The 24,427-nt window shown below is 61.7% G+C and carries 24 protein-coding genes; 9 read left to right on the top strand and 15 right to left on the bottom strand.

The window, feature by feature from the left end; genetic code table 11:
• Positions 1-301: 301 nt before the first annotated feature.
• Positions 302-1,825, bottom strand: coding sequence for a fumarate hydratase (locus tag PBDP_RS23535; protein WP_109753775.1), 1,524 nt, complete (start codon positions 1,823-1,825; stop codon positions 302-304).
• A gap of 488 nt (positions 1,826-2,313) precedes the next feature.
• Here PBDP_RS23535 and PBDP_RS23530 point away from each other — a divergent pair, with 488 nt between their 5' ends.
• From PBDP_RS23530 to PBDP_RS23520, 3 genes are read left to right on the top strand one after another with little or no spacing between them, the layout of a single operon-like run.
• Entirely contained in the window at positions 2,314-3,420 is a 1,107-nt protein-coding gene (locus PBDP_RS23530) for a GGDEF domain-containing protein (RefSeq protein ID WP_109754016.1), read from the top strand.
• The gene (locus PBDP_RS23525; protein ID WP_212801394.1) at positions 3,413-4,348 is read left to right on the top strand and encodes an iron-sulfur-binding ferredoxin reductase; all 936 of its coding nucleotides are present in this window, start codon (positions 3,413-3,415) and stop codon (positions 4,346-4,348) included. The genes PBDP_RS23530 and PBDP_RS23525 overlap by 8 nt, the downstream gene beginning before the upstream one ends.
• A gap of 28 nt (positions 4,349-4,376) precedes the next feature.
• Positions 4,377-5,126 (top strand): enoyl-CoA hydratase, encoded by a 750-nt coding sequence (locus PBDP_RS23520; RefSeq protein WP_176689205.1) that lies wholly within the window; start codon positions 4,377-4,379, stop codon positions 5,124-5,126.
• 339 nt (positions 5,127-5,465) lie between these two features.
• Here the strand turns inward: PBDP_RS23520 and pyk are convergent, their stop codons facing one another.
• Entirely contained in the window at positions 5,466-6,917 is a 1,452-nt protein-coding gene (gene pyk, locus PBDP_RS23515; RefSeq protein WP_109753778.1) for a pyruvate kinase, read from the bottom strand.
• Positions 6,918-7,275: 358 nt separating this feature from the next.
• Between pyk and PBDP_RS23510 the strand changes: the two genes are divergently transcribed.
• Both PBDP_RS23510 and PBDP_RS23505 read left to right on the top strand, forming a co-directional pair.
• Positions 7,276-7,650, top strand: a complete 375-nt coding sequence (locus PBDP_RS23510) for a tetratricopeptide repeat protein (protein WP_109753779.1) — start codon at positions 7,276-7,278, stop codon at positions 7,648-7,650.
• A gap of 290 nt (positions 7,651-7,940) precedes the next feature.
• Positions 7,941-8,300 carry a PilZ domain-containing protein gene (locus PBDP_RS23505; RefSeq protein WP_109753780.1) on the top strand — a complete coding sequence of 120 codons (360 nt, stop codon included), beginning with the start codon at positions 7,941-7,943 and terminating at the stop codon, positions 8,298-8,300.
• Positions 8,301-8,447: 147 nt separating this feature from the next.
• On the opposite strand, the gene PBDP_RS30025 is transcribed toward PBDP_RS23505, so the two are convergent.
• Entirely contained in the window at positions 8,448-8,621 is a 174-nt protein-coding gene (locus tag PBDP_RS30025; RefSeq protein ID WP_249411818.1) for a DUF6124 family protein, read from the bottom strand.
• The gene (locus PBDP_RS30020) at positions 8,585-8,815 is read right to left on the bottom strand and encodes a hypothetical protein (RefSeq protein ID WP_249411874.1); all 231 of its coding nucleotides are present in this window, start codon (positions 8,813-8,815) and stop codon (positions 8,585-8,587) included. The genes PBDP_RS30025 and PBDP_RS30020 overlap by 37 nt, the downstream gene beginning before the upstream one ends.
• Before the next feature lie 465 nt (positions 8,816-9,280).
• Between PBDP_RS30020 and PBDP_RS23495 the strand changes: the two genes are divergently transcribed.
• Positions 9,281-9,637: a hypothetical protein gene (locus tag PBDP_RS23495; RefSeq protein WP_212801393.1), complete on the top strand. Its 357-nt coding sequence runs from the start codon at positions 9,281-9,283 to the stop codon at positions 9,635-9,637.
• A 209-nt stretch (positions 9,638-9,846) separates the two neighbouring features.
• Here PBDP_RS23495 and PBDP_RS23490 read toward each other — a convergent pair whose 3' ends face one another.
• From PBDP_RS23490 to PBDP_RS23460, 7 genes are all read right to left on the bottom strand, one after another.
• Entirely contained in the window at positions 9,847-10,215 is a 369-nt protein-coding gene (locus tag PBDP_RS23490; protein WP_212801392.1) for a DUF6124 family protein, read from the bottom strand.
• A 343-nt stretch (positions 10,216-10,558) separates the two neighbouring features.
• Entirely contained in the window at positions 10,559-11,890 is a 1,332-nt protein-coding gene (locus PBDP_RS23485; RefSeq protein WP_109753782.1) for a DUF58 domain-containing protein, read from the bottom strand.
• 169 nt (positions 11,891-12,059) lie between these two features.
• A complete protein-coding gene (locus tag PBDP_RS23480) occupies positions 12,060-13,064 on the bottom strand; it encodes an AAA family ATPase (protein WP_212801391.1) in 1,005 nt (334 codons plus the stop codon).
• Entirely contained in the window at positions 13,061-14,224 is a 1,164-nt protein-coding gene (locus PBDP_RS23475) for a DUF4350 domain-containing protein (RefSeq protein ID WP_109753784.1), read from the bottom strand. Before PBDP_RS23475 ends, PBDP_RS23480 begins: the two co-directional genes overlap by 4 nt.
• Positions 14,221-15,771, bottom strand: a complete 1,551-nt coding sequence (locus tag PBDP_RS23470; RefSeq protein ID WP_212801390.1) for a DUF4129 domain-containing protein — start codon at positions 15,769-15,771, stop codon at positions 14,221-14,223. The genes PBDP_RS23475 and PBDP_RS23470 overlap by 4 nt, the downstream gene beginning before the upstream one ends.
• The gene (locus PBDP_RS23465) at positions 15,758-16,732 is read right to left on the bottom strand and encodes a stage II sporulation protein M (protein WP_212801389.1); all 975 of its coding nucleotides are present in this window, start codon (positions 16,730-16,732) and stop codon (positions 15,758-15,760) included. Before PBDP_RS23465 ends, PBDP_RS23470 begins: the two co-directional genes overlap by 14 nt.
• Positions 16,729-17,454 (bottom strand): RDD family protein, encoded by a 726-nt coding sequence (locus PBDP_RS23460; protein WP_109753787.1) that lies wholly within the window; start codon positions 17,452-17,454, stop codon positions 16,729-16,731. The genes PBDP_RS23465 and PBDP_RS23460 overlap by 4 nt, the downstream gene beginning before the upstream one ends.
• 410 nt (positions 17,455-17,864) lie before the next feature.
• On the opposite strand from PBDP_RS23460, the gene sbcB reads away from it, so the two are divergent.
• Positions 17,865-19,301, top strand: a complete 1,437-nt coding sequence (sbcB, locus tag PBDP_RS23455) for an exodeoxyribonuclease I (RefSeq protein WP_212801388.1) — start codon at positions 17,865-17,867, stop codon at positions 19,299-19,301.
• An 81-nt stretch (positions 19,302-19,382) separates the two neighbouring features.
• Here the strand turns inward: sbcB and mvaT are convergent, their stop codons facing one another.
• Entirely contained in the window at positions 19,383-19,760 is a 378-nt protein-coding gene (mvaT, locus tag PBDP_RS23450; RefSeq protein ID WP_003205091.1) for a histone-like nucleoid-structuring protein MvaT, read from the bottom strand.
• 307 nt (positions 19,761-20,067) lie between these two features.
• On the opposite strand from mvaT, the gene purU reads away from it, so the two are divergent.
• Both purU and PBDP_RS23440 read left to right on the top strand, forming a co-directional pair.
• On the top strand, positions 20,068-20,916 hold the full coding sequence (purU, locus tag PBDP_RS23445) for a formyltetrahydrofolate deformylase (protein ID WP_003178545.1): 849 nt from the start codon (positions 20,068-20,070) through the stop codon (positions 20,914-20,916).
• A 228-nt stretch (positions 20,917-21,144) separates the two neighbouring features.
• Positions 21,145-21,318 (top strand): hypothetical protein, encoded by a 174-nt coding sequence (locus PBDP_RS23440; RefSeq protein ID WP_178082484.1) that lies wholly within the window; start codon positions 21,145-21,147, stop codon positions 21,316-21,318.
• A gap of 4 nt (positions 21,319-21,322) precedes the next feature.
• Here PBDP_RS23440 and gpgF read toward each other — a convergent pair whose 3' ends face one another.
• From gpgF to gpgS, 3 genes are read right to left on the bottom strand one after another with little or no spacing between them, the layout of a single operon-like run.
• Entirely contained in the window at positions 21,323-22,318 is a 996-nt protein-coding gene (gene gpgF / locus PBDP_RS23435) for a glucosaminyl phosphatidylglycerol flippase (protein ID WP_109753790.1), read from the bottom strand.
• The gene (gene gpgD, locus PBDP_RS23430; RefSeq protein ID WP_109753791.1) at positions 22,315-23,082 is read right to left on the bottom strand and encodes an N-acetylglucosaminyl phosphatidylglycerol deacetylase; all 768 of its coding nucleotides are present in this window, start codon (positions 23,080-23,082) and stop codon (positions 22,315-22,317) included. The genes gpgF and gpgD overlap by 4 nt, the downstream gene beginning before the upstream one ends.
• A 16-nt stretch (positions 23,083-23,098) precedes the next feature.
• Complete coding sequence (gpgS, locus tag PBDP_RS23425) at positions 23,099-24,211, bottom strand: N-acetylglucosaminyl phosphatidylglycerol synthase (protein WP_487375103.1); 1,113 nt, start codon at positions 24,209-24,211, stop codon at positions 23,099-23,101.
• Positions 24,212-24,427 lie beyond the last annotated feature (216 nt).

The following is a 24,427-nucleotide window of genomic DNA, read 5'->3' as shown; positions in this document are numbered from 1 at the left end:
TAGCATGGCAGATCCAACAGAGATGCAAGCTGACCCACCGCTATCGCGAGCAGGCTCGCTCCCACAAGGGATCGGTGGGGGATATCAACTGTTGTGAACAACCCAAAACCACTGTGGGAGCGAGCCTGCTCGCGATGGCGCTGGTACATCCAACAGGGATGCAAGCTGACACACCTCTATCGCGAGCGGGCTCGTTCCCACAAGGGATCTGTGGTGAAGATTAACCGGAGGGGTTGTGGCAAAAAAAAAAGGCCGGTGAGCTTGTCGCCCACCGGCCGTTTTCGCCGCGCCAAAATGCCTGTTACTGCACTTCGACCGCCAGGTTTTCACTGATCTTCTTCTGCCAGATGGCGGGACCGGTGATGTGCACCGACTCGCCTTGGCTATCGACCGCGACCGTCACCGGCATGTCCTTGACCTCGAACTCGTAGATCGCTTCCATGCCCAGTTCGGCGAACGCCAGGACCTTGGATTTCTTGATCGCCTGGGCCACCAGGTAAGCGGCACCGCCGACGGCCATCAGGTAGACAGCCTTGTTGTCCTTGATCGCTTCGATAGCGGTCGGGCCGCGCTCGGATTTGCCGATCATGCCCAGCAGGCCGGTCTGCTCGAGGATCTGGCGGGTGAACTTGTCCATCCGCGTAGCCGTGGTCGGGCCGGCCGGGCCGACGACTTCGTCACCCACCGGATCGACTGGGCCGACGTAATAGATGAAGCGGCCCTTGAGGTCCACCGGCAAGGTTTCACCCTTGTTCAGCATCTCGACCATGCGCTTGTGCGCGGCGTCGCGACCGGTGAGCATCTTGCCGTTGAGCAGTACGGTTTCGCCCGGTTTCCAGCTCTGTACTTCTTCCGGGGTCAGGGTGTCGAGGTTGACGCGGCGAGCCGACGGGCCGGCTTCCCAGACGATTTCCGGGTAGGCGTCCAAGGGCGGTGCTTCCAGCGATGCCGGGCCGGAACCGTCGAGCACGAAGTGGGCGTGACGAGTGGCGGCGCAGTTGGGGATCATGCACACCGGCAGGGAGGCGGCGTGGGTCGGGTAGTCCATGATCTTCACGTCGAGCACGGTGGTCAGGCCACCCAGGCCCTGGGCGCCGATGCCCAGTTGGTTGACCTTCTCGAACAGCTCCAGGCGCATCTCTTCGATACGGTTCTGTGGGCCGCGGGCCTTGAGCTCGTGGATGTCGATGGACTCCATCAACACTTCCTTGGCCATGACCGCGGCTTTCTCGGCGGTGCCGCCGATGCCGATGCCGAGCATGCCCGGTGGGCACCAGCCGGCGCCCATGGTCGGAACGGTCTTCAGCACCCAGTCAACGATGGAATCGGACGGGTTGAGCATGGCCATCTTCGACTTGTTCTCGGAGCCGCCGCCCTTGGCCGCCACGTCCACTTCCACGGTGTTGCCCGGGACGATGGAGTAGTGGATGACCGCCGGGGTGTTGTCCTTGGTGTTTTTGCGTGCGCCTGCCGGGTCGGCGAGGATGGAGGCACGCAGGACGTTTTCCGGCAGGTTGTAGGCGCGACGCACGCCCTCGTTGATCATGTCGTCCAGGCTCATGGTCGCGCCATCCCAACGCACGTCCATGCCCACGCGCACGAACACGGTCACGATGCCGGTGTCCTGGCAGATCGGCCGATGGCCAGTGGCGCACATGCGCGAGTTGATCAGGATCTGCGCCATGGAGTCACGGGCCGCCGGCGATTCTTCGCGCAGGTAGGCTTCGTGCATCGCCTGGATGAAATCCACGGGGTGGTAGTAGGAAATGAACTGCAGGGCGTCGGCAACGCTCTGTATCAGGTCGTCTTGCTTGATCACGGTCATGAGTCGCGCTCCTCTCTAAAGACGGGAACATTCAATAAGGTGCCGGCCGCTTGGGTGCATCGGTCGACGGGCGGCACCTCTATAAGGCACGCCGGGCATGCTGGCGCGACGCTAAAAAGGCGCGGCAGTATATCGCAGGCCGGCACCCTGTGGGAGCGAGCTGCCTTTGTGGCGAAGGGATTTATCTGTGGCGAGGGGATTTATCCCCGTTGGGCTGCGAAGCAGCCCTGAAAGTCAGTCACCTCGGTGTGTCAGGTTGTTCGCCTTCAGGCATTTTGGGGCTGCTTCGCAGCCCAGCGGGGATAAATCCCCTCGCCACAGGGTCACCTGCCCGCATCAAACAACTGCGTCAATCTAGGCCATTGCTTTGACGCCATTTTTCTGCTCCAGAATTGAATGGTCATTTGTCCTACACGCCACTAAAGTGGCGTCTGGCCTGTAGCGTAGGACGCCTCCTGTCAGTTTCCTTTCCCATGGTGAGTCAACGATTGACCCATAACGCCATTCAACGTCTTTTGCTGAAACGCTTCGCTTTGGCGGCCGCGACTTACGCGCTGGCATTGGTGTTGTTGTGGCTGGCATTTTTCAGTGGTCATTACCTCGATTCGTTGCGCGGTGTCATCATCGGCAGCGTGTTGGTCGTGCTGTGCCAGGCCGGGTTGTTCGCGCTGTTTATCACCGACCGCAACCTGCGCTTCGCCGACCCCAGCCTGACCGAAATACAAGTGTTGATCGGTCTTGGCTGGCAGACCTGGATGATGGCGCACCTGGACCAGGCTCGAGGCGTGTTCCTGGTGTTCTATGTGCTGATCCTGCTGTTCGGGCTGTTCCACCTGTCGCGCCGGGCCTTTGTGCGCTGCGCGTCGCTGGTATTCATCAGTTTCACTGCGATTACCCTCTGGGACGGGTACTTCTTCAGGCTTCCCGATCCTACCTTGGCCGGGTTGCAGGTGGCCGTGCTGTTTCTCGTGCTGGTGTGGCTGGTGTTTTATGCCCGCTACGTCCAGACCTCACGCCAGCGCATGCGCCAGCGACGGTTTGCCTTGCAGGCGCACCAGGACACCTTGCGCGGGATGATGCGTCAGCTCGAAGACCTGGTGGCCACCGATGAACTGACCGGGCTGTTCAATCGCCGGCACTTCCTGCGCCTGGCTTCCCGCGAACTCAATACCCTCAGGCCTGGCATCGCCCATGGCCTGGCCTTGATCGACCTCGACCATTTCAAGCGCATCAACGACCTGCACGGCCACGCCGCTGGCGACCAGGTGCTCCAGGCGTTTGCCGCGGTCGCCACGGCATGCCTGCGCGAAGGCGATGTGCTGGCCCGCTATGGCGGTGAGGAGTTCGTCATGCTGCTGCCTGCCTGCGATCCCTCGCGCCTGACGGCCTGTTGCGAGCGGCTGCGGCTGGCGTTCACCGAAGTCGAGCTGATCGGTCTGCAGGTCGGTGCCCTCAGCCTGTCGGCGGGCATGACGATGCTGGAAATGGGCGATGACCTGGACAACGCGTTGCAGCGTGCCGACCAGGCCCTGTACCGTGCCAAGCGAGATGGCCGCAATCGTTGTGCCGCCGCCTGGGAGAACGTCGATGCCTGAACTGACAGTCGCCGGTCGGCAATGGACGGTGGCGGCGGGCAGTAACCTGCTGGATGCGTTGAACGGAGCCGGCGTGTCGGTGCCTTACAGTTGTCGTGCCGGTAGCTGCCATGCGTGCCTGGTGCAGTGTGTGGGCGGCGATGTACGCGACAGCCGGCCCGACGCCTTGAGCCCGGCACAGCGGGACCAGGGCTGGCGGCTGGCTTGCCAATGCCAGGTGGTCGAGGATGTGCGGATCCACACCTTCGACCCGCAACGCGATGGCCAGGCCGCCCACGTGGCGGCGGTGGATTGGCTGGGTGGCGAGGTGCTGCGCTTGCGCGTCACCCCTGAGCGGCCGTTGCGGTATCGGGCCGGGCAGCATCTGGTGCTGTGGGCCGGCGACGTAGCCCGGCCGTATTCCCTGGCGAGCCTGCCCGAGGAGGACCGCTTCCTGGAATTCCATCTCGATTGCCGCGAGCCGGGGCAATTCATCGATGCGGCCAGGCAGATGAAGGCCGGCGACCCGATCCGCCTTGGCGAGCTGCGTGGCGGTGCCCTACATTACGACCCCGACTGGCACGACAGGCCGCTGTGGCTGCTCGCTGCCGGCACCGGCCTGGCTCCGCTGTTCGGTCTTCTGCGCGAAGCCTTGCGTCAGCATCACCAAGGCGCGATTCGCCTTATTCACGTGGCCCATGATGCCGCCGGGCATTACCTGGCCAAACCCCTGGCGGCGCTGGCGGCCAAGCATCAGAACCTCAGTGTCGAGCTGCTGACCGCGGCCGAGGCGCCGCCTGCCTTGGCGCAACTGCGGCTTGTTTCCCGGCAAACCCAAGCCTTACTCTGCGGCCATCCCGACCGGGTCGAGGCCTTCGCCAAACGCTTGTACCTGGCTGGCTTGCCGCGCAATCAACTGCTGGCCGACGTCTTCCTGCCCCGTGGTTGAGCGCTGATTTCCAGACGCGAGACCGACCATGACCGAAACCCTGCTGCTGGACCGTGAACGCGGTCTGCTGACCGTGCGCTTGAACCGCCCGGGCAAGAAAAACGCCCTGACCCGGGCCATGTACAGTCAATTGGCCCAAGCCCTGGCGACGGCCGATACCGACCCGCAGATTCGCGCGGTACTGCTCACCGGCTCCAGCGACTGCTTCACCGCCGGCAACGACATCATCGACTTCCTCGAACAGCCGCCGAACGACCTCGATAACCCGGTGTTCCAGTTCATGCTCAGCCTGCTCGATTGCCGCAAACCGGTGATCGCCGCCGTGGCCGGGCCGGCGGTGGGTATCGGCACCACATTGCTGCTGCATTGCGACCTGGTCTACGTCAGTCGGGACGCTCGGCTGCGCATGCCGTTCGTCAATCTGGGGTTGTGCCCGGAATTCGGCTCCAGCCTGATCCTGCCGCGGCTGCTGGGCCAGGCCAGGGCTGCGCAACTGTTGCTGTTGGGCGAGGGGTTCAGTGGTGAACAGGCGGTCGCGTGGGGCATTGCCACCGAGGCGCTGGACAGTGGCGAGGCGGCATTGGCCAAGGCCCGGGAGGTGGCGTTGCGCTTCGAATCGCTGCCGCCTGACGCGGTGCGCATCAGCAAGCAACTGATGAAAGCGTCGGATCGGGAACAGCTGCGCAAGGTGATTGAAGAAGAGGGCAAGCTGTTCACCCAACGCTTGCGCTCGCCCGAGGCGGTGGCGGCGTTGTCGGGGTTTATCAACAGGCATTGAGCTTTGTAGTGCCTGGCCGGCCCTATCGCGAGCAGGCTCGCTCCCACAAGGTTTTCCGGGTGCTTACAAATCCATATCCGCCACCAATCCCTGTGGGAGCGGGCTTGCTCGCGAAAGCGGTGGGTCTGCTTGCATCAATGTTGAATGTACCAGCGCCTTCGCGAGCAAGCCCGCTCCCACAGGGGATCTGCGGTGTGAATGAACCTGCGTCCAACACCCACTGTGGGAGCGAGCCTGCTCGCGATGAGGCCAGTCCAGGCAACACATTTATCAGAAGGTGAAAACCAAAAAGCCCCGCCATTCACATGGCAGGGCTTTTGTTTTTCAGCATTCGGTCACTCAGACCATCGGGTCGCCAACATGCAGGATTTTCATCCCGTTGGTGCCACCGATGGTGTGGTAGCTGTCGCCTTTGGTCAGGATCACCCAGTCGCCGGTCTGCACCACGCCACGCTTGACCAGCTCATCCACCGCCGCCTGGCTGACTTCGCCCGGTTGCAGGGCGGCCGGGTCAAACGGCACGGTGTAGACGCCACGGAACATGGCGGCGCGAGCCTGGGTTTCGCGGTGCGGGGAGAACGCGTAGATCGGCACCGAAGAGCGGATGCGCGACATGATCAGCGGCGTGTAGCCACTTTCGGTCAGGGCGATGATCGCCTTTACACCCGGGAAGTGGTTGGCGGTGTACATCGTCGCCAGGGCGATGCTCTCGTCGCAACGCTCGAAGGTCTTGCCGATGCGGTGGCTGGAAGTCTTGCTGGTCGGGTGCTTTTCAGCGCCGATGCAGATACGTGCCATGGCTTGCACCGCTTCGAGCGGGTACAGGCCGGCGGCGCTTTCGGCCGAGAGCATCACGGCGTCGGTGTAGTCGAGCACAGCGTTGGCTACGTCGGACACTTCGGCGCGGGTCGGCATCGGGTTCTGGATCATCGACTCCATCATCTGGGTCGCGACGATCACCGCTTTATTGTGGCGGCGTGCGTGCAGAATGATCTTCTTCTGGATGCCCACCAGCTCGGCATCGCCGATTTCCACGCCCAGGTCGCCACGGGCCACCATTACGGCGTCGGAGGCCTTGATCAGGCCATCGAGGGTTTCATCGTCGGCCACCGCTTCGGCGCGTTCGATCTTGGCCACCAGCCAGGCAGTACCGCCAGCTTCGTCGCGCAGTTGACGGGCGTATTCCATATCAGCGGCGTCACGCGGGAAGGACACGGCCAGGTAGTCGACTTCCATTTCCGCAGCCAGCTTGATGTCGGCCTTGTCTTTGTCGGTCAAGGCTGGTGCCGTCAGGCCACCACCGCGACGGTTGATGCCTTTGTGGTCCGACAGCGGGCCGCCGATGGTCACGATGCAGTTCAGTTCGGTGGCGGTGGCGGTTTCGACGCGCATCACCACGCGACCGTCATCGAGCAGCAACTCGTCGCCCACGCCGCAGTCCTTGACCAGGTCCGGGTAATCGATACCCACCACTTGCTGGTTGCCCTCGGTCAGCGGATGGCTGGTGGAGAAGGTGAACTTGTCACCGATCTTCAGCTCGATGCGCTTGTTGGCGAATTTGGCGATACGGATCTTCGGGCCTTGCAGGTCACCCAGCAGGGCAACGAAGCGGCCGTGCTTGGCGGCGAGGTCGCGCACCAGCTTGGCACGGGCCTTGTGCTCGTCGGGGGTGCCGTGGGAGAAATTCAGACGGGCAACGTCCAGGCCAGCCAGAATCAGCTGTTCGAGAACTTCCGGCGAATTACTGGCCGGGCCAAGGGTAGCGACGATTTTGGTGCGACGGACGGACATGCAAGACTCCTCAAGTTCAAGCGCCAGCGAAGGCTACTATGCTCTTTGGGTGTAGTCATTGTTCATATGCACTACTTTTTCGTTTGTTTTTCGAAATGAACATTCCTGAAAATTTTTGCGCTTATATGGTTTTCACATTTCCCCTGTGGCGAGGGGATTTATCCCCGCTGGGCTGCGAAGCGGCCCCAAGAAAGGCAGATGCACATTAACCTGACACACCTAGGTGACAGACTTTGGGTCTGCTTCGCAGCCCAGCGGGGATAAATCCCCTCGCCACAAGTGCAGTTTCCCGCGCCATTTTCAGGCTGAAGATTTTCCCAACCAGGTCGATATAGAGCTCAAGACAGGAGAACCTCCCATGCGATTCGTGCTTTTTGTTGCCCTGGCCCTGAGCGTCACGGGCTGCACCCGTTGGTCGATGAACCATCACATGAACCTGGCCTACAAGGCCTATGAGCGCGGCAATTGCGAGCAGGTCATGCTCGAGCTGTCCCAGGTCGACCGCGCCAGCCGTGCCCGCCGCTATATGCAGCCGGAAGTCTCGATGCTGCGTGGCCAGTGCCTGGAGCGGCAGAAGCTGTTCGTCGATGCGGCGCAGACCTACCAGTTCATCATCACGCAATACCCTAACAGCGAATACGCCTTCCGTGCCCGGGCCCGGCTCGAGACCCTGCAGAGCCTGGGCCATTATCCGACCCGCAGCGCATCGGCGATCCGCCCGACGGCGTCCTGACAGCCCTCCCAAGCCATGGCCGGGGGCGATCCCTGGCCACCAGAGCAACGTATATTTTGTTTATGAAAGGTTTGCGGATGTACTGGCCGCCACACAGCCTTGAGCTATATTTGTACAAATCGTCATTAGAGCTGGGTCTCTAACTTCAAGCGGCACCTGTGACCGGCAGCAGTAGGGCCAAGACGCTTGTAAGCGTCTGGCACCGGGATCGGGGAGAGCGAGCTGGCGTTTGCTCGTTCCGAAGTATTCGGTTGCCCCTGTTTGGGGTCGTCCAAAAAGCGATACAAGACATGTACAAAAAACGGCGAATCGAGCGGCAGCAGCTGCCGTATTTTTTGAGAGTGTTTAATGAAGTCAACGGCAAGCCCATCGGTTTTCTGGGCAATGTTTCTGCAGATGGTCTGATGCTGATCAGCCATTTGCCGTTGATGGTCGGCGCGGACTTTGACTTGCACCTGAAAATCCCCGCCGATGAGGGACCGCAGCAGAACATTGTGCTCCGAGCCAATTGCCTGTGGTGCCGTGAAGATGTGACGCCGCAGCATTTCGACGCCGGTTTCAGCCTGCAGTCTGCACCGCCGGAGTACGCGCAACTGGTCAGTGCGTTGCGGCAGTATTTCAGTTTTCATTCGTTGCCGGCATCGGCCTGAGCCCCGACGCCTTTTAGTGGGATACCACCCTGTGGGAGCGAGCCTGCTCGCGATGGCGCACTTGAAATCGCCATCGCGAGCAGGCTCGCTCCCACAGGTGTTTCACAGTTTCTAAATATTATTCAGTTGCCAGTGCCGGTGCGGTTCTCAGCGCTGAATCTTCGCTTCGTTATCCAGCAGCCGTTCCAGCAACAACACCCCCATCTCGCCCATCTGGTGAATCGCCAGGGCCAGGTTGCGCGGGGCGCCTTCGAGGTCTTCCGATAAATCCAGGATCAGCGTGCTCACCGAGCAGAAGGTTTCGTAGCTGTGGGCAAGCATGCCTTCGGGGTCGGCGTCGGGGGCGACGATGAGTAGTCCAGTTGTTTGTCGGTTTTCTTGTCGGGTTGGCCGTGGTTGGGCTTGAGGTAGTAGTCCAGGGCTCTTCGTGCCGCTTCGTCGAGCTTTTCGGGATCGAGGGTTTCGTGGGGGGATAGCGGGTCGGTGTGTGGTGGGTTGGGTGTGGCTTTGAACATGGTGATATTCCCTTAAGTGATGCCTTGACCACTCCGCGACTAAACGGAGGGGTGGCGGCTGTACGCAGGTTAGTCGACCGGGGGATCATCACCAAAAACCGGCGCGCCGAAGCGCCCTGCGCACAGCCACCATCAAGAGCAGGGATAGGGAACCTGACTGATGAAAGCGCAATGCATCTTGGTGACATACCCCAGGGCGACTAAACCCGATCGCTGGATATCAGCGATGCGAATCAAGTTACGGGGCAGAACCAAGGCGCACAAGCCGGCGGATTCTGGCGGATCTGTAGTCCGTTGCGCAAGGCGTTGTAGTCACTCGGAGATTTCCCACATCAAAAGCTGCCACTTGTCGGTACTGTCAGGTTTAACAGGTGTTCGAGCCGATAGCCCTGACGTTTACTGCACCTGAGAGTTCTTTTGATGGCGTCGCCAACCGGAACGCCCTTTAGAACGGAGGTGTTAGTCATGGCTAATACTGTGGTGATACGCGCAACCCGCGCAGGCTATGGTTATTGGGCTGACCTTGAAGTGGAGTACAGGTGGACTGGTAACCGATTTTATGTGGATACAAAACGGTATCGGGCAGCCAAAAACGATCGCACATCCGGCAATCTGAAAGTAGGGCTTGTTTCAGGGGATGGAAATACCGGGTGGATGGCGTTAATTAGTAACGGTAATCAAAATGGTGAGTGGCACGCTTTCGTCAGGAACCTGTCTGTGGAGGGAGATGGTCGCTCTGGAACGATATATTTCAATTGGATATACGACAGGCCTAAGGAAGACGATGTCAATATGACGGGGGAAGTAAACGTTTCCGCCTAATCCCATCAGGATTAACGACGAATTCGAAAGGAGCGTAGCCGAAGTGGCGCCACAAGAGATTAGGGATGGACTTGTGACCACCCCAATCCACTGTGGGAGCGAGCCTGCTCGCGATGGCGATTTCAAGTGTGCCTTCGCGAGCAGGCTCGCTCCCACAGGTTCTGCATTAGCTTCTAGATATTATTCAGTCGCCTATGCTTGCGCAGCCTTCAGCGCTGAACCCTCGCTTCGTTATCCAGCATCTTCTCCAGCAACAACACTCCCATCTCGCCCATCTGGTGAATCGCCAGCGCCAGGTTGCGCGGGGCGCCTTCCAGGCCTTCGGATAAATCCAGGATGAGCGTGCTCACCGAGCAGAAGGTTTCGTAGGTATGCGCGAGCATGCCTTCGGGGTCAGCGTTGGGCGCGACGATGAAGTAATCCGGTTGTTTGTAAGGTTTTTTGTCGGGTTGGCCGTGGTTGGGCTTGAGGTAGTAGTCCAGGGCTCTTTGGGCGGCTTCGTCGAGCTTTTCGGAGTCGAGGGTTTCGTGGGGGAATAGCGGGTCGGTGTGGGGCGGGTTAGGTGTAGCTTTGAACATGATTAGGTCTCCTTAATGGGCCACCAACCGGTTCGCGACTAAACGAATGTAGGGTGGCGGCTGGACGCAGGTTAGTCGACCGGCGGAGACACGAAATCCGGCGCGCCCGAGGGCGCCCTGCGTACAGCCACCATCAAGTAAGGGATAGGGAAACCCCACTGGATGACGCTTGTGCACATCGTGTCGAACCGCCGGGCGACTAAACCCGATCACTGGATATCAGCGACGCGAATCAAGTTACGGGGCAGAACCAAGGCGCACAAGCCGGCGGATTCTGGCGGATCTGTAGTCCGTTGCGCAAGGCGCTGTAGTTAACCGGACCTTTGCTTACTCGCTGTAGGACCTAGGCGGTCCCGGCCTTTTTCCAGGCCAGGTATTGGGTCACCAGGTCCGCGCCTAACTCACTGGGGCGCGAGTCCAGGGCCGGGACGCCGTGGGCGGCCAACTGCTTGTGCAGTTCGGCCCGGGCGTTCAAATAGTCCACCGTCCCGCAGTAGGCCAGGGCCTCGGGCACGGTTTGCACGGGTTCCTGGCGCAAGCGGTCGAGGGCCTCTTCCCGCAGGCTGGCCACCAACACCCGATGCTGTTGGCCCAGACGTTTCACCGCGGCGAGCAGGTCCGCGTCGTCCTCATCCCGCAGGTTGGTCACCAGCACCACCAGGGCCCGGCGTTTTTGCCGGGCCAGCAGTTGGGTCACGGCCGCCTGGTAATCGGCGGGGCGTTGGCTGCTGTCGAGGTCGTACACGGTGTTGAGCAGGACGTTGAGTTGGCCCGTGCCTTTGACCGGGGCGAGGTAGCGGGTTTGCTCGCTGGCGAAAGTGCTCAGGCCCACGGCATCGCCCTGGCGCAGTGCGGTGTAGCTGAGCAGCAGGCAGGCGTTGAGGGCGTGGTCGAAGTGCGACAACTCGCCGTCCTGGCTGCGCATGCGCCGGCCGCAATCGAGCATGAAGATGATCTGCTGGTCGCGTTCGTCTTCGTACTCCCGGGCAATCGGCGTGCGATGACGGGCGGTGGCCTTCCAGTCGATCTGGCGCAGGCTGTCGCCCTCGCGAAATTCGCGCAGTTGATGAAATTCCTGCCCTTGGCCGCGCCGTTGCCGCTGGCGGATGCCGAGCTGGCTGAGCCAGTTGTCCACCGCCAATAGCTGGCCTTCGTAGAGCCTGGCGAAATCCGGGTACACCCGAGTCTCATCGACCACGTCCAGCCGGCGCTTGCCGGTCCACAGGCCCAATGGGCTCGGCAGGTTGGTTTCGCACTGGGCGAAGGTGAAGTGGCCGCGCTTGAGCGGGCGCACGCGGTAGCCGACCTGGCTGTGCTGGCCGGGTTGAAGCTCGACCGACAGCGGCAGGTTTTCGAAGTCCAGGCCCTGGGGGATGTGGTCGAACATTTCGATGCTCAAGGGCTGGGCGAATTCATGCTGGATTTGCAGGTGCACTTCGCTCCAGCGCCCCAGGGCCAGGCTTCCCGGCATCTGCCGTTGCACCCGGGGCGAGGGCAAGCGCCTGAGGCGCGCCGCGTCGAGTATGGCCAGGACCAACAGGGCCAGCAGCAAGCCCCAGTTGATCGACAGCAACGTCGATGGCACCGCGATGCCCAATGCCCGCAGTGCGCCGAGCGCGATACTCACGGCCAGCAACAGGGCGAGCCAGGTCAGTAGCAGGCGTGAGGGTTTCATCGCAACATTCCCTTTGGAGGAAATGCAGAGCGAGCTTTTGTGCAGAGGGGACTCATGTGGGAGCAAAGCTTGCTCGCGAAACAGGCACCTCGATTTCTGCGAGACCGCGTCGCTTCCATCGCGGGCAAGCCTTGCTCCCACATAAATCCCCTTATCATGCTGGTGTTATTCACAACCGCGGCGCCGGCACTTGATCGAGCAGTTGCCCCAGCACCTGGTCCACCGTCAGCCCTTCGATGTCCAGCTCCGGCGCCAGTCGCACCCGATGGCGCAGCACGGCCAGGGCGCAGCCCTTGATGTCATCCGGCACCACGAACTCGCCGCCGCGCAACAACGCCCGTGCCCGGGCGCAACGCACCAGGGCAATCGAGGCACGCGGGCCGGCGCCGAGGGTCAAGCCCGGCCAACTGCGGGTGGTGCGGGCCAGGCGCACGGCGTAGTCGAGCACTTGATCGTCCATTGGCAGATCGCTGGCGATGCGTTGCAGCGCTTGCACGTCCTTGGCTTGCAACACCGTGCGCAACGGCTGCACGTCGAGCATGTCGGCGCGCGTCGAGCGACTGACCTGGCGCACCATGTCCAGCTCCTGGTCGGCGTCGGGGTAGTCCATGCGCACCTTGAGCATGAAGCGGTCGAGCTCGGCTTCCGGCAGCGGGTAGGTGCCTTCCTGTTCGATGGGGTTCTGGGTGGCGAGGACCATGAACGGTTGGGCGATGGGCAGGGCGCGGCCTTCGAGGGTGACCTGGCGTTCCTGCATGGCTTCGAGCAGCGCAGCCTGGGTCTTGGCCGGTGCGCGGTTGATCTCGTCGGCCAGCAGCAGGTTGGTGAACACCGGGCCTTTGCGCAGCTTGAACTGCTCGGTCTGCAAGTCGTACACCGCATGCCCGGTGACGTCGCTGGGCATCAGGTCGGGGGTGAACTGGATGCGCGCGAACTCGCCGTTGAAACAGCGAGCCAGGGCCCGCACCAGCAAGGTCTTGCCCAACCCGGGAACACCTTCGAGCAGCACGTGCCCGCCGGCGATCAGTGCTGTGAGCACATCGTCGATCACGCTGGCCTGACCGACCACCGCCTTGCCCAGCTCGCTGCGGATGGCCTGGGCCAACTGACTGGCGCGCTGGCGCTGTTGGGCGGCATGGGCCTGGGCGTCGACAGGTTCGTTCTGTTCAGTCATAAGGCATTCCTGAGAGTTTGCAAATGGGCGACCTGGCGGCAGAACTCTGCGCTGGACATACGCTGTTTCGGTCGTGGGCTCAACGCCTGGCTGATGGCTCGGGTGGGTTGCCGGGTCAGGCGGGCGAGGACCTGCCATTGTTCGGCGACGGCCAGTTGTTCGAAGCCTGGATGAAGGTAGCGCGCCCGGCGCAGCAGGTCTTGTTGCAAGGCGTGCAACAAGTGTTGCTGGCCGTTGTGGCGCAGGTGGAAGCCGGCGCTGGCCTGCACGTGTTCTTCCAACTGACGTCGCGCCTTGGGGGCCGGTTGTTGCAGTGGGCCATGACGCACCGCCGAACGCCAGAACCACAGGGCAATCAAGGCGAGTAGCGCCACCAGCGCCTGGGGAAAGTAGCGCAGCAGCAGGGTCAGCAGGTTGTCATGGTCGGTGTTGTACAGCAGCGTGACGTCGGTGTCGGCACTCAAATACCAGAGCAACCAGGCGTTGTCGTACTGCTCGATGTTCTCGTTCTTCCACAGCTCGGCGTCGGTAATCACGGTGATCGAGCCCAGGCCGAGGTTCAGTTGCATCATGTGGGTCGACAGCGCGCTGTTGGCCCAGGCCTGGGCCAGGTTATGCGGGTCTTCGAGGTGAAAGTCGGTGTCGAAGCCGACATACGCCGGCGCCTCTTCGTCCTCCAGGTAGAGCTTGGTCAGCTCGGGATAACGGTCCTTGATCAGTTCGGGCGCCGGCTCCTTGAGGTCCTTGCTCAACAGTTGATGCAGGCGTACGCGGTCGAGCAGCAAGTCGCCGCTGCTACCGGTGGTCTCGTCCCACAAGGCTTCGGCAACGAAGAGCAAGCGCCCGCCGGCCCGGGTCCAGTTCATCAACTGTTCGACCTCCCGTGGCGTCATGTGGGTTCGCTCGCCCAGCAATAGCAGGCTGTGCTGGCGAGGCTCCAGGGTGGGCAGTACGTTCAGGTTGTTGGCGTGCTCGACGTTGATACCCTGCTGGCGCAGGAAAAGCTCGGCGGCCAGGTAAGGATTGGCCTGGGCTTGCGGGGAGGGGCCGTGCTCGATGGTTTCCTCGTAGGGGACGGCCTTGGCGTAGAGATAGAAGGCCAATGCGCCCACCAGCGCGGCGAGCACGGCGCCGATCAGCCAGCCTGCGTGCCGACTCATCGGGCCGCTCCCGGACCGAACAGTCCGCGCCAGCCGTCACACAGTTCCTGTTGCAGGTGTGCCGGCGGAGGGCGATGCCCGTAGGCAATGTTCTGCCAATGCAAGGTCAGGTTTTTGCTGAAGCCCAGCAGGTTTTCCTGCTTGAGCTGTTCGACGCGTTGCAGCACCTGGCCTTCGGTGTCGGCCGGTTTCAGGGGGATCTTGAAGTCGTGATGCAATCGGCTGAGCAGCGCCCGGTACAGCAGGCCCAGGGCTTCACGGGGCTCTGTGGCCCACAGTTGTTCGACGCTGGCGGCCACGTCGGCGGGCAGGCTCTCTTCGCGAATATCCAGGCCGAACATGCGCGCAGGTGTTGCTCGTTCCGTTGGCGGGCGCTTCGTCGGTCGGCGATTGGCCAGGGTCTTGAATCTTTCACGGTAACGCCAGGCCAGCCAGGCGATCGCCCCCACCAGGCAAGCCCACAGCACCACCTGGATCAGTGCCGCGGCGATGTCGAAGCGTTGGCTGCCGAGCCATTTGAACAGGGCCTTGAGCCAGCTCGGTTTGGCCTCGTTCTTGTTCTCGGTCTCTGGGGATTCGGCGGTTTCTTCGCCGAAACGATAGCGGGTGACGGTCTCGGGGTTCTTGAACGGCGGGGCGTCGAGGATCGCCTTGATGCCGTCCCGGGAGGCTTCGCTGGTGAGGGGCTGGTTGAGCAGTCGTGGGCTGTCGGGGCCGCTGCTGTCCTCGGCGGCAAACGCCGGAGGCGCCAGCGGCAGCAGCATGAGCGCCAGCAGCATCAACACCGGGGCCACGCCGTTCAGGCGCTGACGCAGGCGCCGGAACACCAGCTCGATGTCCCACGCTTCGAGGATCGTGCGTCGGTTCAGGTAGAGGCTGAAGCCGCAGGCGACATACACCGGCTCCCACAGGATCAGCAGCAGCGGGTAGAGGAAGTTGACCAGGTGTTCGAACCACAACCAGTCCCGCTCCGCCGCCGACACCAACATCTCCCAATCCCATTGCAGTTCGACTTGTTGCGGCACGAACAGATAGAACAAGGCCATCAGGCCGAACCACAAGGCGGTTTCCAGATGCGCGCCGATGATGGTCAACCATTGCGCCGCGCCGCGGTTGCGTTGCAGCAATACCCGCAAGCGCTGCGTCCGCGCTTCGCCGGAAAGCCCCTCGAGTTGCACCACCGGCATCAGGAAGCTGCGGCTCAGGCTCAGCCTGCGCCAGGTCAGGCTGGCCAGCAACTGGGGCTTGAGCAGCGCCGGCCACTGGAGCAAGGCCTGCCTCAAGGTGGGGGTTTCGCCGAACAGCGCCTTGGACAGGATGTACAGCGGCAGACGCTCAAAGGCCGGCTTCAACCACCAGAACAGCATCACCACCAGCGACGGTGAATCCCACAGCAGCAGGGATAACAACAGGTACACCGGCAGCGTGATGATCGCCCAACTGGTCATCAGCAGACGTCGATGCTGCTGGCTCATCAGCACACCCAGGTCCATGGCTTCCCAGGTGGTGCGGGGGCGGATAACGACGGTGGCGTCACTCAGGCGCATGGCGCACCCGTCCGGCAAACGACAGATAACTGATCACCAACAGCCACAACAAGGCGCCCACCGTATATTTGGTGGCGGGCGTCACGGCGCTGGAAGACCAGTAGGCCTCGATGAACGCGGCAATCAGCAGGAACAGCATCACGCCGCCGATCATCAGCACGCTTTTGCCCGCGGCGAGCCGCAAGGCCTCGCCCCGGGTCAGGCGCCCCGGCGCGATCAAGGCCCAGCCCAATTGCAGGCCCGCGGCCCCGGCCAGGGCGATGGCGGTGAGTTCGAAGGCGCCGTGGCCGATCACGAACGACCAGAACGTTCCCCCGGAGCCGATCTGGGTCAGGTGCCCGGCCACCGCGCCGATGGTCAGCCCATTGAAAAACAGGAAGAACGCGCTGCCCAGCCCAAACATCAAGCCACTGGCAAAGGTCTGAAAGGCAATGCCGATGTTGTGCATGATGTAGTAGCCGAACATGACCCAGTCCTCGCTGGCGGCCCGTTCGACCGAGCGACCCAGGTGCCCGGAGGCCGGGTCATACATGCTGCGGATCTGGCTGATTTCGTCGGCGCCGAGCACGCTGTAGACCAGTTCCGGGAACAGATAGACCAGTAGCCCGATGCCGACCAGGCTGCCCAGGAACATCAGGCTGGCGACCAGCACGAATCGCCATTGTTCACGCACCAATCGAGGGAAACCGACCAGGATAAAGGCCGAGAGGCTGGCCGATGGTCGGCTGCGGTCCCGGTAGAGTTGCTGGTGACCGCGCAGCGCCAGTTGTTGCAACGTGTCGACCAGCAAGCTGCTGTAGCCCCGGGCCTGGGCCAGTGCCAAGTGATGGCAAAGCCGTCGGTAGGTGGCAGGGAAGTCGCTGCTCTGGGGCACGCTGCGGCTGCGCTCCAGTTGGTCAAGTTGCCGGGACAGCTGTGCCCATTCCCCTTGGTAACGGCTTTCGAACAGGCTTTGTTTCATGTTGGCCCCAACAAGCCGCGGGCGACGCCATTGAGTTCGGCGACGGCGTGCGGCACCTGGACGTTCAGTGGCGCGGCCAGGATGGCCGCCAGCTCGTTGACCCGCGCCTGGGACAGTTCTGCCTGGCGTTCGGCGAAGCCCAGCACCGCGCGTTGTTCCTGCAGGCTCAGGGTGAAAGGCGTTCGTATCGGGGCCGCCATTGGCAATGCGGGGCGTTTGACCGGCTGCTCGCGATACACCACCAGCGTGCCGGCCGCGAGGTCGCCCAGGCGCTTGAATGCCGGGTGTTGCAGGCAACTGATGGCGCCGAAGGTGTAGCCGAAGGGCAGCATGTCGACGAAACGCAGGAGGTTGCGGATCAACGACGCCGACCAACCGATGGGCCGACCGTCGTCCTGTACCACGCGCAGGCCCATGATCTGTTTGCCGGGAGAGCGCCCCTGGTTGAGCACCTCGAACAGCACCATGTACCACCAACTGACGACAAACAGCAGGATCGATCCCAGGCCGATCCCCAGCTCGCCGAAAAACGCCAGCACCAGGAAGAAAAGCCCCAGGACCAACCCGCGTATGCCCAGGTCGATGGCGAAGGCGATTGCACGCGGCATCAATCCCGCCGGGCGCAGCGGCAGGTCGATGCCTTCGGGCGTTTCAACCTGATAGCGCGTGTCCAGGGGCGCGGGCAGCGTCGCGTTCCTTTGCAGTGCTGGTGTCTCGAGCATGGGCAACCTGTGATGGGCCAGACCGAATGTTCAATCTCGGCCCAGATGCTAGCAGTCTTCGTGCGGGCAAACGATACAACTGTGTATGTCATTTCATGGTTAGCAACGGAATTGAGAGGGCGAGCACTGTCTGTTCCTGACCTACCGCCATCGCGAGCAGGCTCGCTCCCATAGGGGGGCGGTGGGCAGTGCATTCGAGGGCGCCATAGATCAACTGTGGGAGCGAGCCTGCTCGCGATGACGGCGTTACATTCAACATCAATACAAGCTGACCCACCGCCATTGCGAGCAGGCTCGCTCCCACAGGGGGGGGGTGGCCCCGCGCATTGGCATTCAAAAGTTACAGGACTGCTGGTCGCAGGCGGGTTCGAACGCCTAGACTTCGCCAGTCTTCAGTTCAGGAACAGCCCGTGACTTCCATTTTCTGGTACGACTACGAAACCACCGGCATCAACCCGCGTTGTGACCGGCCCTTGCAGGTGGCGGGTATCCGAACCGATTTCGAACTCAATGAAATCGACGAGCCGGTGAACCTGTATTGCCGGCCCAGCGATGACATCCTGCCCCATCCGGCAGCTTGTGCGATTACCGGTATCACCCCGGCATGCCTGGTCGAGAAAGGCTTGAGCGAAGCCGATTTCATGACCCGTGTCCACGGACAACTGGCAGCGCCCGGCACCTGTGGCGCCGGCTACAACACCCTGCGCTTCGACGATGAAATGACCCGCTACAGCCTCTATCGGAATTTCTTCGACCCGTACGCGCGGGAATGGCAGGGCGGCAACAGTCGTTGGGACCTGATCGATGTGGTGCGCGCCGCTTATGCGCTGCGCCCCGATGGCATTGTCTGGCCGCAAGAGGACGGTCGCGTGACCCTCAAGCTCGAGCGCCTGACCGCCGCCAATGGCATCGATCATGGCCAGGCCCACGACGCGTTGTCGGACGTGCGCGCGACCATCGCTCTGGCGCGCCTGATCCGGCAGAAGCAGCCCAAGCTCTACGATTGGTTGTTCCAGTTGCGCAGTAAACAGAAGGTGATGGACCAGATCCGCCTGTTGCAGCCCATGGTGCATATTTCCGGTCGCTTCTCGGCGGCGCGCAACTACATCGGTGTGGTCTTGCCGTTGGCCTGGCATCCGAAAAACCGCAACGCCCTGATTGTCTGTGACCTGCACCTGGACCCCCAGGGCCTGCTGGACCTCGATGCCGAAAGCCTGCGCCAGCGCTTGTATACCCGCCGGGAAGCATTGCTCGAAGGAGAGTTGCCGGTGCCGCTCAAGCTTATCCATATCAACAAATGTCCGGTGGTCGCGCCGTTGTCGGTGCTGCGTGCCGAGGACCAGCAGCGATTGGAACTGGACATGGAGGGCTATCAGCAGCGGGCATTGCGGCTAACTGACGCACAGAAAGTTTGGCAGGATAAACTTCAGGCTATTTATGCTCGCGAGGATTTCAGCGCCAGCGAGGATCCCGAGCAACAGTTATACGCAGGCTTCTTGGGCGATCGTGATCGGCGTTTATGTGAACAAGTGCGCATGGCTGATCCGGCGCAATTGGCTCAAGAACGCTGGCCGTTCGATGATGAGCGTTTGCCGGAACTATTGTTCCGATATCGCGCACGCAACTTTCCGGACACGTTGAATCCTGAAGAGCAGGGGCGTTGGAGACTTTTCTGCCAACAACGTCTGTCATCCCCGGAATGGGGCGCGCCTAATACCTTGGAAAGTTTTGATGAAGCGATGGCAGAGTGGATGACGCTGTCTACACCAATGCAGCGAGAAGTACTCGCGGAGTGGCAGGGCTATAGCCAGCAATTGCGCAAACGTTTAAGCCTTGAGCCGCGATGAAATAAAAAGATGGCAGGCATAAAAAACGCCAGCAATCGCTGGCGTTTTTTGTTCGCAAAGAATGGTGCGAAGCGCTAAGGCTTAGCCCAGCAGGGTTGCCCAGCCTTCAACCACGTCACCGCCCCACTTGGCTTTCCACTCTTTCAGAGTCTTGTGGTTGCCACCTTTGGTTTCGATGACTTCACCGTTGTGCGGGTTCTTGTATTGCTTAACTTTGCGAGCGCGTTTGGTGCCGGTAGTTTTGACGGCACCACGTGGTGCTTTGCTCGACTTGGCTTCTGGATCCAGCAGGGCAATGATGTCGCGCAGCGACTTGGAGTATTCGCCCATCAGAGTGCGCAGTTTGCCTTCGAATTCAAGCTCGGTTTGCAGTTTGTCGTCTTGGGACAGATTTTTCAGGCGAGCTTGCAGTTCTTTGATGGCTTCTTCTGTGGCGCGGTATTCATTGATCAAGGACATGTGGACTACCTTATGTAGGACGCGGGTGACAAGGAGACAGTGCGGCAATAGTAATCAGACAGTTTCATCAAGTAAACATTTAACCGGTGTTTTATTTAATTAATTAGTGCTGTGCCACAAAAATGCCTGTTGCAGTTAAATACCGCGACAGATGCCTTCACATCTGTTCACACATATAGCCTGCTTGCCCCGACCGCGCAGGTCGTGGCCCGGGGGCGTCGCTGAGAAGGTGGCGTGTCATCGATACTGCAGTTTTGCCGCGCAATGGCTAGAATGGCCGCCTTTGCGAAGTTCTGGAGTTTCCCTAATGCGCACTTTTCGTCTGGTGATTGCTTGCCCGGACCGCGTCGGTATCGTTGCTAAAGTCAGTAACTTTCTGGCGTCCCATAACGGCTGGATCACCGAAGCGAGCCATCACTCGGACAATCAAAGTGGTTGGTTTTTCATGCGTCACGAGATTCGTGCCGACTCGCTGCCCTTCGGTATCGAAGCCTTTCGTGAAGCGTTCGCCCCCATTGCCGAAGAGTTCTCGATGGACTGGCGTATCACCGACACCGCGCAGAAAAAACGCGTGGTGTTGATGGCCAGCCGTGAGTCTCACTGCCTGGCCGACCTGCTGCACCGCTGGCACAGCGATGAGCTCGATTGCGACATCGCCTGTGTGATTTCCAACCATGACGACTTGCGCAGCATGGTGGAATGGCACGGTATCCCGTACTACCACGTACCGGTCAACCCGCAGGACAAGCAGCCGGCGTTTGCCGAGGTTTCGCGGCTGGTCAAGCAGCACGATGCCGAGGTGGTGGTGCTGGCGCGCTACATGCAAATCCTGCCGCCAGCCTTATGCAGCGAATATGCCCATAAGGTCATTAACATCCACCACAGCTTCCTGCCGTCATTCGTCGGTGCCAAGCCGTACCACCAGGCGTCGATGCGCGGTGTGAAGCTGATTGGCGCCACCTGCCACTACGTGACCGAAGAGCTGGATGCCGGCCCGATCATCGAGCAGGATGTAGTGCGCGTCAGCCACAGCGACAGCATCGAAGACATGGTGCGTTTCGGCCGTGACGTAGAGAAGATGGTGTTGGCCCGTGGCCTGCGTTATCACCTGGAAGACCGGGTGCTGGTGCACGGCAACAAGACCGTGGTCTTCTGACTACACTGCAAAGGGCCTGGACGAGCGATCGCCAGGCCTTTTTACTGAAGAACAACGATGTCCGTGGCGAGGGAGCTTGCTCCCGCTGGGCTGCGAAGCAGACCAAAAAATTCAACACCGTGCATCGGGAAAGTAGAGTAGGCAGGTTTTACGACTGCTGCGCAGCCGAGCGGGAGCAAGCTCCCTCGCCACGGTGATTTTCATGCCACCTCAAGGGAGGAACGCGCCATGACCGATCCATTGGACAAAGCCACTTCCAACGCGCCGGCGACCCTGGGCGAGGGCTGCCTCAGCCGCTACGACCCCGACGCGTTGGGCCCGGAGGACGGCACTGAGTTTCCCGATGCCGCGCAATTGTGGGAGCAGTTGCATCCCCAGGACGATTCTGAACAGAAACCTTGATCTGTCAGGCTTGCCTGAGCCGGATCAGTTTCTTGATCAACGGCCGCCCGACCATCAGGAAGAACACCGGCCCACCGGCCACCAGATAAAAGTAATAGGTCACCGCCCGCCAGATCAGAATCGCCGCCGCCGCGGTGGATTTGCCCACCATGGGCGCCAGCAGCGCCGCCGAGGTCAACTCCGCCGCTCCGGCACCGCCCGGCAACAGGCTGAACTGCCCCGCGCTCAAGGACAGCATCTGGATCAGGAAACACCAGGCCCATTGCAAATCCGCCCCCAGCCCCCTCAATGCCAGGTACAACACGCTGTAGCGCAACGCCCAGTGCAGGCAGGTCAGGCCGAAGACCTGGAACAGTGTCTGTCGTGGCAACTTCAAGGTGTCGGTGAACGCCGCCAGAAAGCTCAGGATCTTGCGTGCCCAGCGTCGGCGGGTGAGGGGCTTCACACGCAAGTGACGCAGCAATCGAGCGCCCAGCAGAATCAGCTTGCGGTGATAACGGGCCACCAGTACGCAGCCGAACAGCCCGCCGAACAATGAAATCGCGCTCAACACCAGCATCCATTCCATGCGCTGGCTGAGGTTCTGGAACAGCGCGTAAAACAGAATGCCCACCAGGGCGCAGAGGAAGAACAGCAAGTCGCTCAACTGATCCATGGCAAACACCGCGCTGCCATGGGCCGGGCGCACGCCGTTGCGCGCCAGCAGGGCCATCAGCGTCAGCGGGCCGCCACTGCCTCCGGGCGTCGCGCACATGGCGAACTCGGTGGACATCACCACGCCGACGCTTTTCAGTCCGCTGATGCGACCACGATGTTCGCCTAGCAACAGGCGCAAGCGCACGGAGTTCAAGCCCCAGCACAGCACGATCATGCCGAGCATGGCCAGCAGCAGCGACAAGGGAAAACGCTGCACCCGCGACCACATTTCCCCGCCGCCCACCAGCAGCGGAACCAGCAGCGCCGTGAGCAGCGCGGCGCCCAGCCAGATCAGCCGTTTCATGCGGCGCTGCGGGCCCGCAGCCCCTGGGTCGCCAGCCAGTCGAGCTTGGTCATCGGCACGCGGCCGTCGTTGAGCAGGCGTTCGAGGGTGCGCAGCCAATAGTCCCGGGAAAACGTGTGGCGCATGTCCACCGGGTGCAGGCCCAGGCGAATTACCGGTGCCTGGCGCCAGCGTTGTTCACGCTGGTCGCTGATGACTTTCGACAGGCCACGGCGCCAGGCGCTGCGGGCACTCCAAACCAGCCCCGGCGCGTCGATGGCGGTGAAATCGGGCAAGCGATAAAGGTGTTGGGTGTCGCTGGTGTAGCTCAGCGGTAACTGACGCAAGGCCTGGCGCGTACCTTCGCTCATCAGCCAGGCCGGGGCGACGAAACCTTCCAGCGGCCAGTGGTAGCGCTCGAAGGTTTGGATACCGGCGCGCAGGCGGGCGAGGGCCTGCGCCTCGGACAGATGGTAGAACTCCCCCTCATGGGTATAGACCCGGCGCATGAACCAGTCCTTGGGATGAAGGGCGACAGGGCCGTCGTCGCAATGGTAGTAGCCATGCAACACCAGTTCGTCGCCGCGCTCGACCCGGCTGTCGAGCAGGCGCCGAAAGCCGGGGTGAGCCTCCAGGTCATTGGTGCGGTGAAAGTCCGGCACCACCAGCCAGGTCATTGGCACTTGGCCGAGGGCATCAACGGCCTCGACGAAGGGCTGGTAGTCGGGCCAGGTTTGCGGTGCTACGTCGTGCAGCACCAATAGCACGCTGGGCGGTTGATTCATCGACACGGACCTCGCCTCAACCATTGGCCAGCAGCGGCATCTGTTCGCCGAGCACGGCGTAGTAATGCCCCAGCAAGCTGTTGACCACGGAGTCCCAGGCGTAACGGCGCTCCACATGCTGACGCGCCAGAACCCCACGGCGTTGGCAACCTTCGGAGAAAAGCTGCCGCACGGCGTTGGCCATGGCCTGCGGGTTGTTGGGCGTGCACAGCAGCCCGCAGTCTTCATGGACGATTTCGGTGAAGGCCCCGGCCGCCACCGCCACCACGGGAATACCGCTGGCCATGGCTTCGAGGATCACCAGGCCGAAAGTCTCCTGGTCGCCAGCGTGCAACAGGGCGTCGGCGCTGGCCATGAGCCGGGCGACTTGCGGCGCCGGGCAGAACTCATCGATCACCGTGACGTTGTCCGGCACCACGGCGGGCATCGACGAGCCCACCAACAACAGGTGATAGCGTTCGCCCAGGCGCTTCATGCACTTGAGCAGCACCGGCAGGTTTTTTTCCTTGGAGCCACGACCGGCGAAAATCAGCAGGCGCGTGTCTTCGGCGATACCCAGCTCAGCCCGCAGCTCCGGGTCGCGGGCGGCCGGGTTGAAGGTCTGCAGGTCGACGCCCAGCGGTTGCACGTAGACGTTCTTGACCCCCAACCCGGTCAGTTTGTCGGCCATGACCTGGCTGGGTGCCAGGACCCGGTCGAAATTGCCGTACAACTTGCTGACATAGGCTTCGATGTTGGGGGTGAACCAGTTGCCCATGCGATTGCTCACCAACAGTGGCAGGTCGGAGTGATAAAAGCCGATAACGGGCACGTCGAGCTGACGCCGTGCGTCCAGGGCCGCCCATGCGGTGAGGTAGGGGTCGCCGACTTCAATCAGATCCGGCTGCAGATCACGCAGGACATTGCGCCAGGGGGCCAGGCGAAGTGGGAAACGATAGCCCTTGCCGAAAGGCAGGGCGGGGGCCGGAACCTTGTAGATCCCATCGTGCTCGCTCAAATGCGCGCCGGGGATCAGCAGGCTGTGGCGAATCCCGGGCCGATCGCCCAGGCGTCGGTGCTTGGCATCCAGATAAGTGCGCACGCCTCCGCTGGCGGGGGCGTAGAACATGGTGATGTCCGCTATGTGCACGATGAACGTCCCTCCGGTCTGTGTTCTCCTGTGTTGACCTTTAGTAAGAATAGATGTTCGGTTGGGGTTGTGGTGACGTAGTGGCTATGCCAATGAATATGTGGCGAGGGAGCTTGCTCCCGCTGGAGTGCGAAGCGCTCCCAAGATTTTGGGGCCGCTTCGCAGCCCAGCGGGAGCAAGCTCCCTCGCCACATGAGTGCGGTCAAATGCGGTTTT

The sequence above is a fragment of the Pseudomonas sp. St290 genome (assembly GCF_018325805.1).
In the GTDB taxonomy this organism is placed as follows: domain Bacteria; phylum Pseudomonadota; class Gammaproteobacteria; order Pseudomonadales; family Pseudomonadaceae; genus Aquipseudomonas; species Aquipseudomonas bijieensis.
Note: the sequence above shows the minus strand (reverse complement) of the source record. Positions and strands in the feature narration are given on the sequence as shown.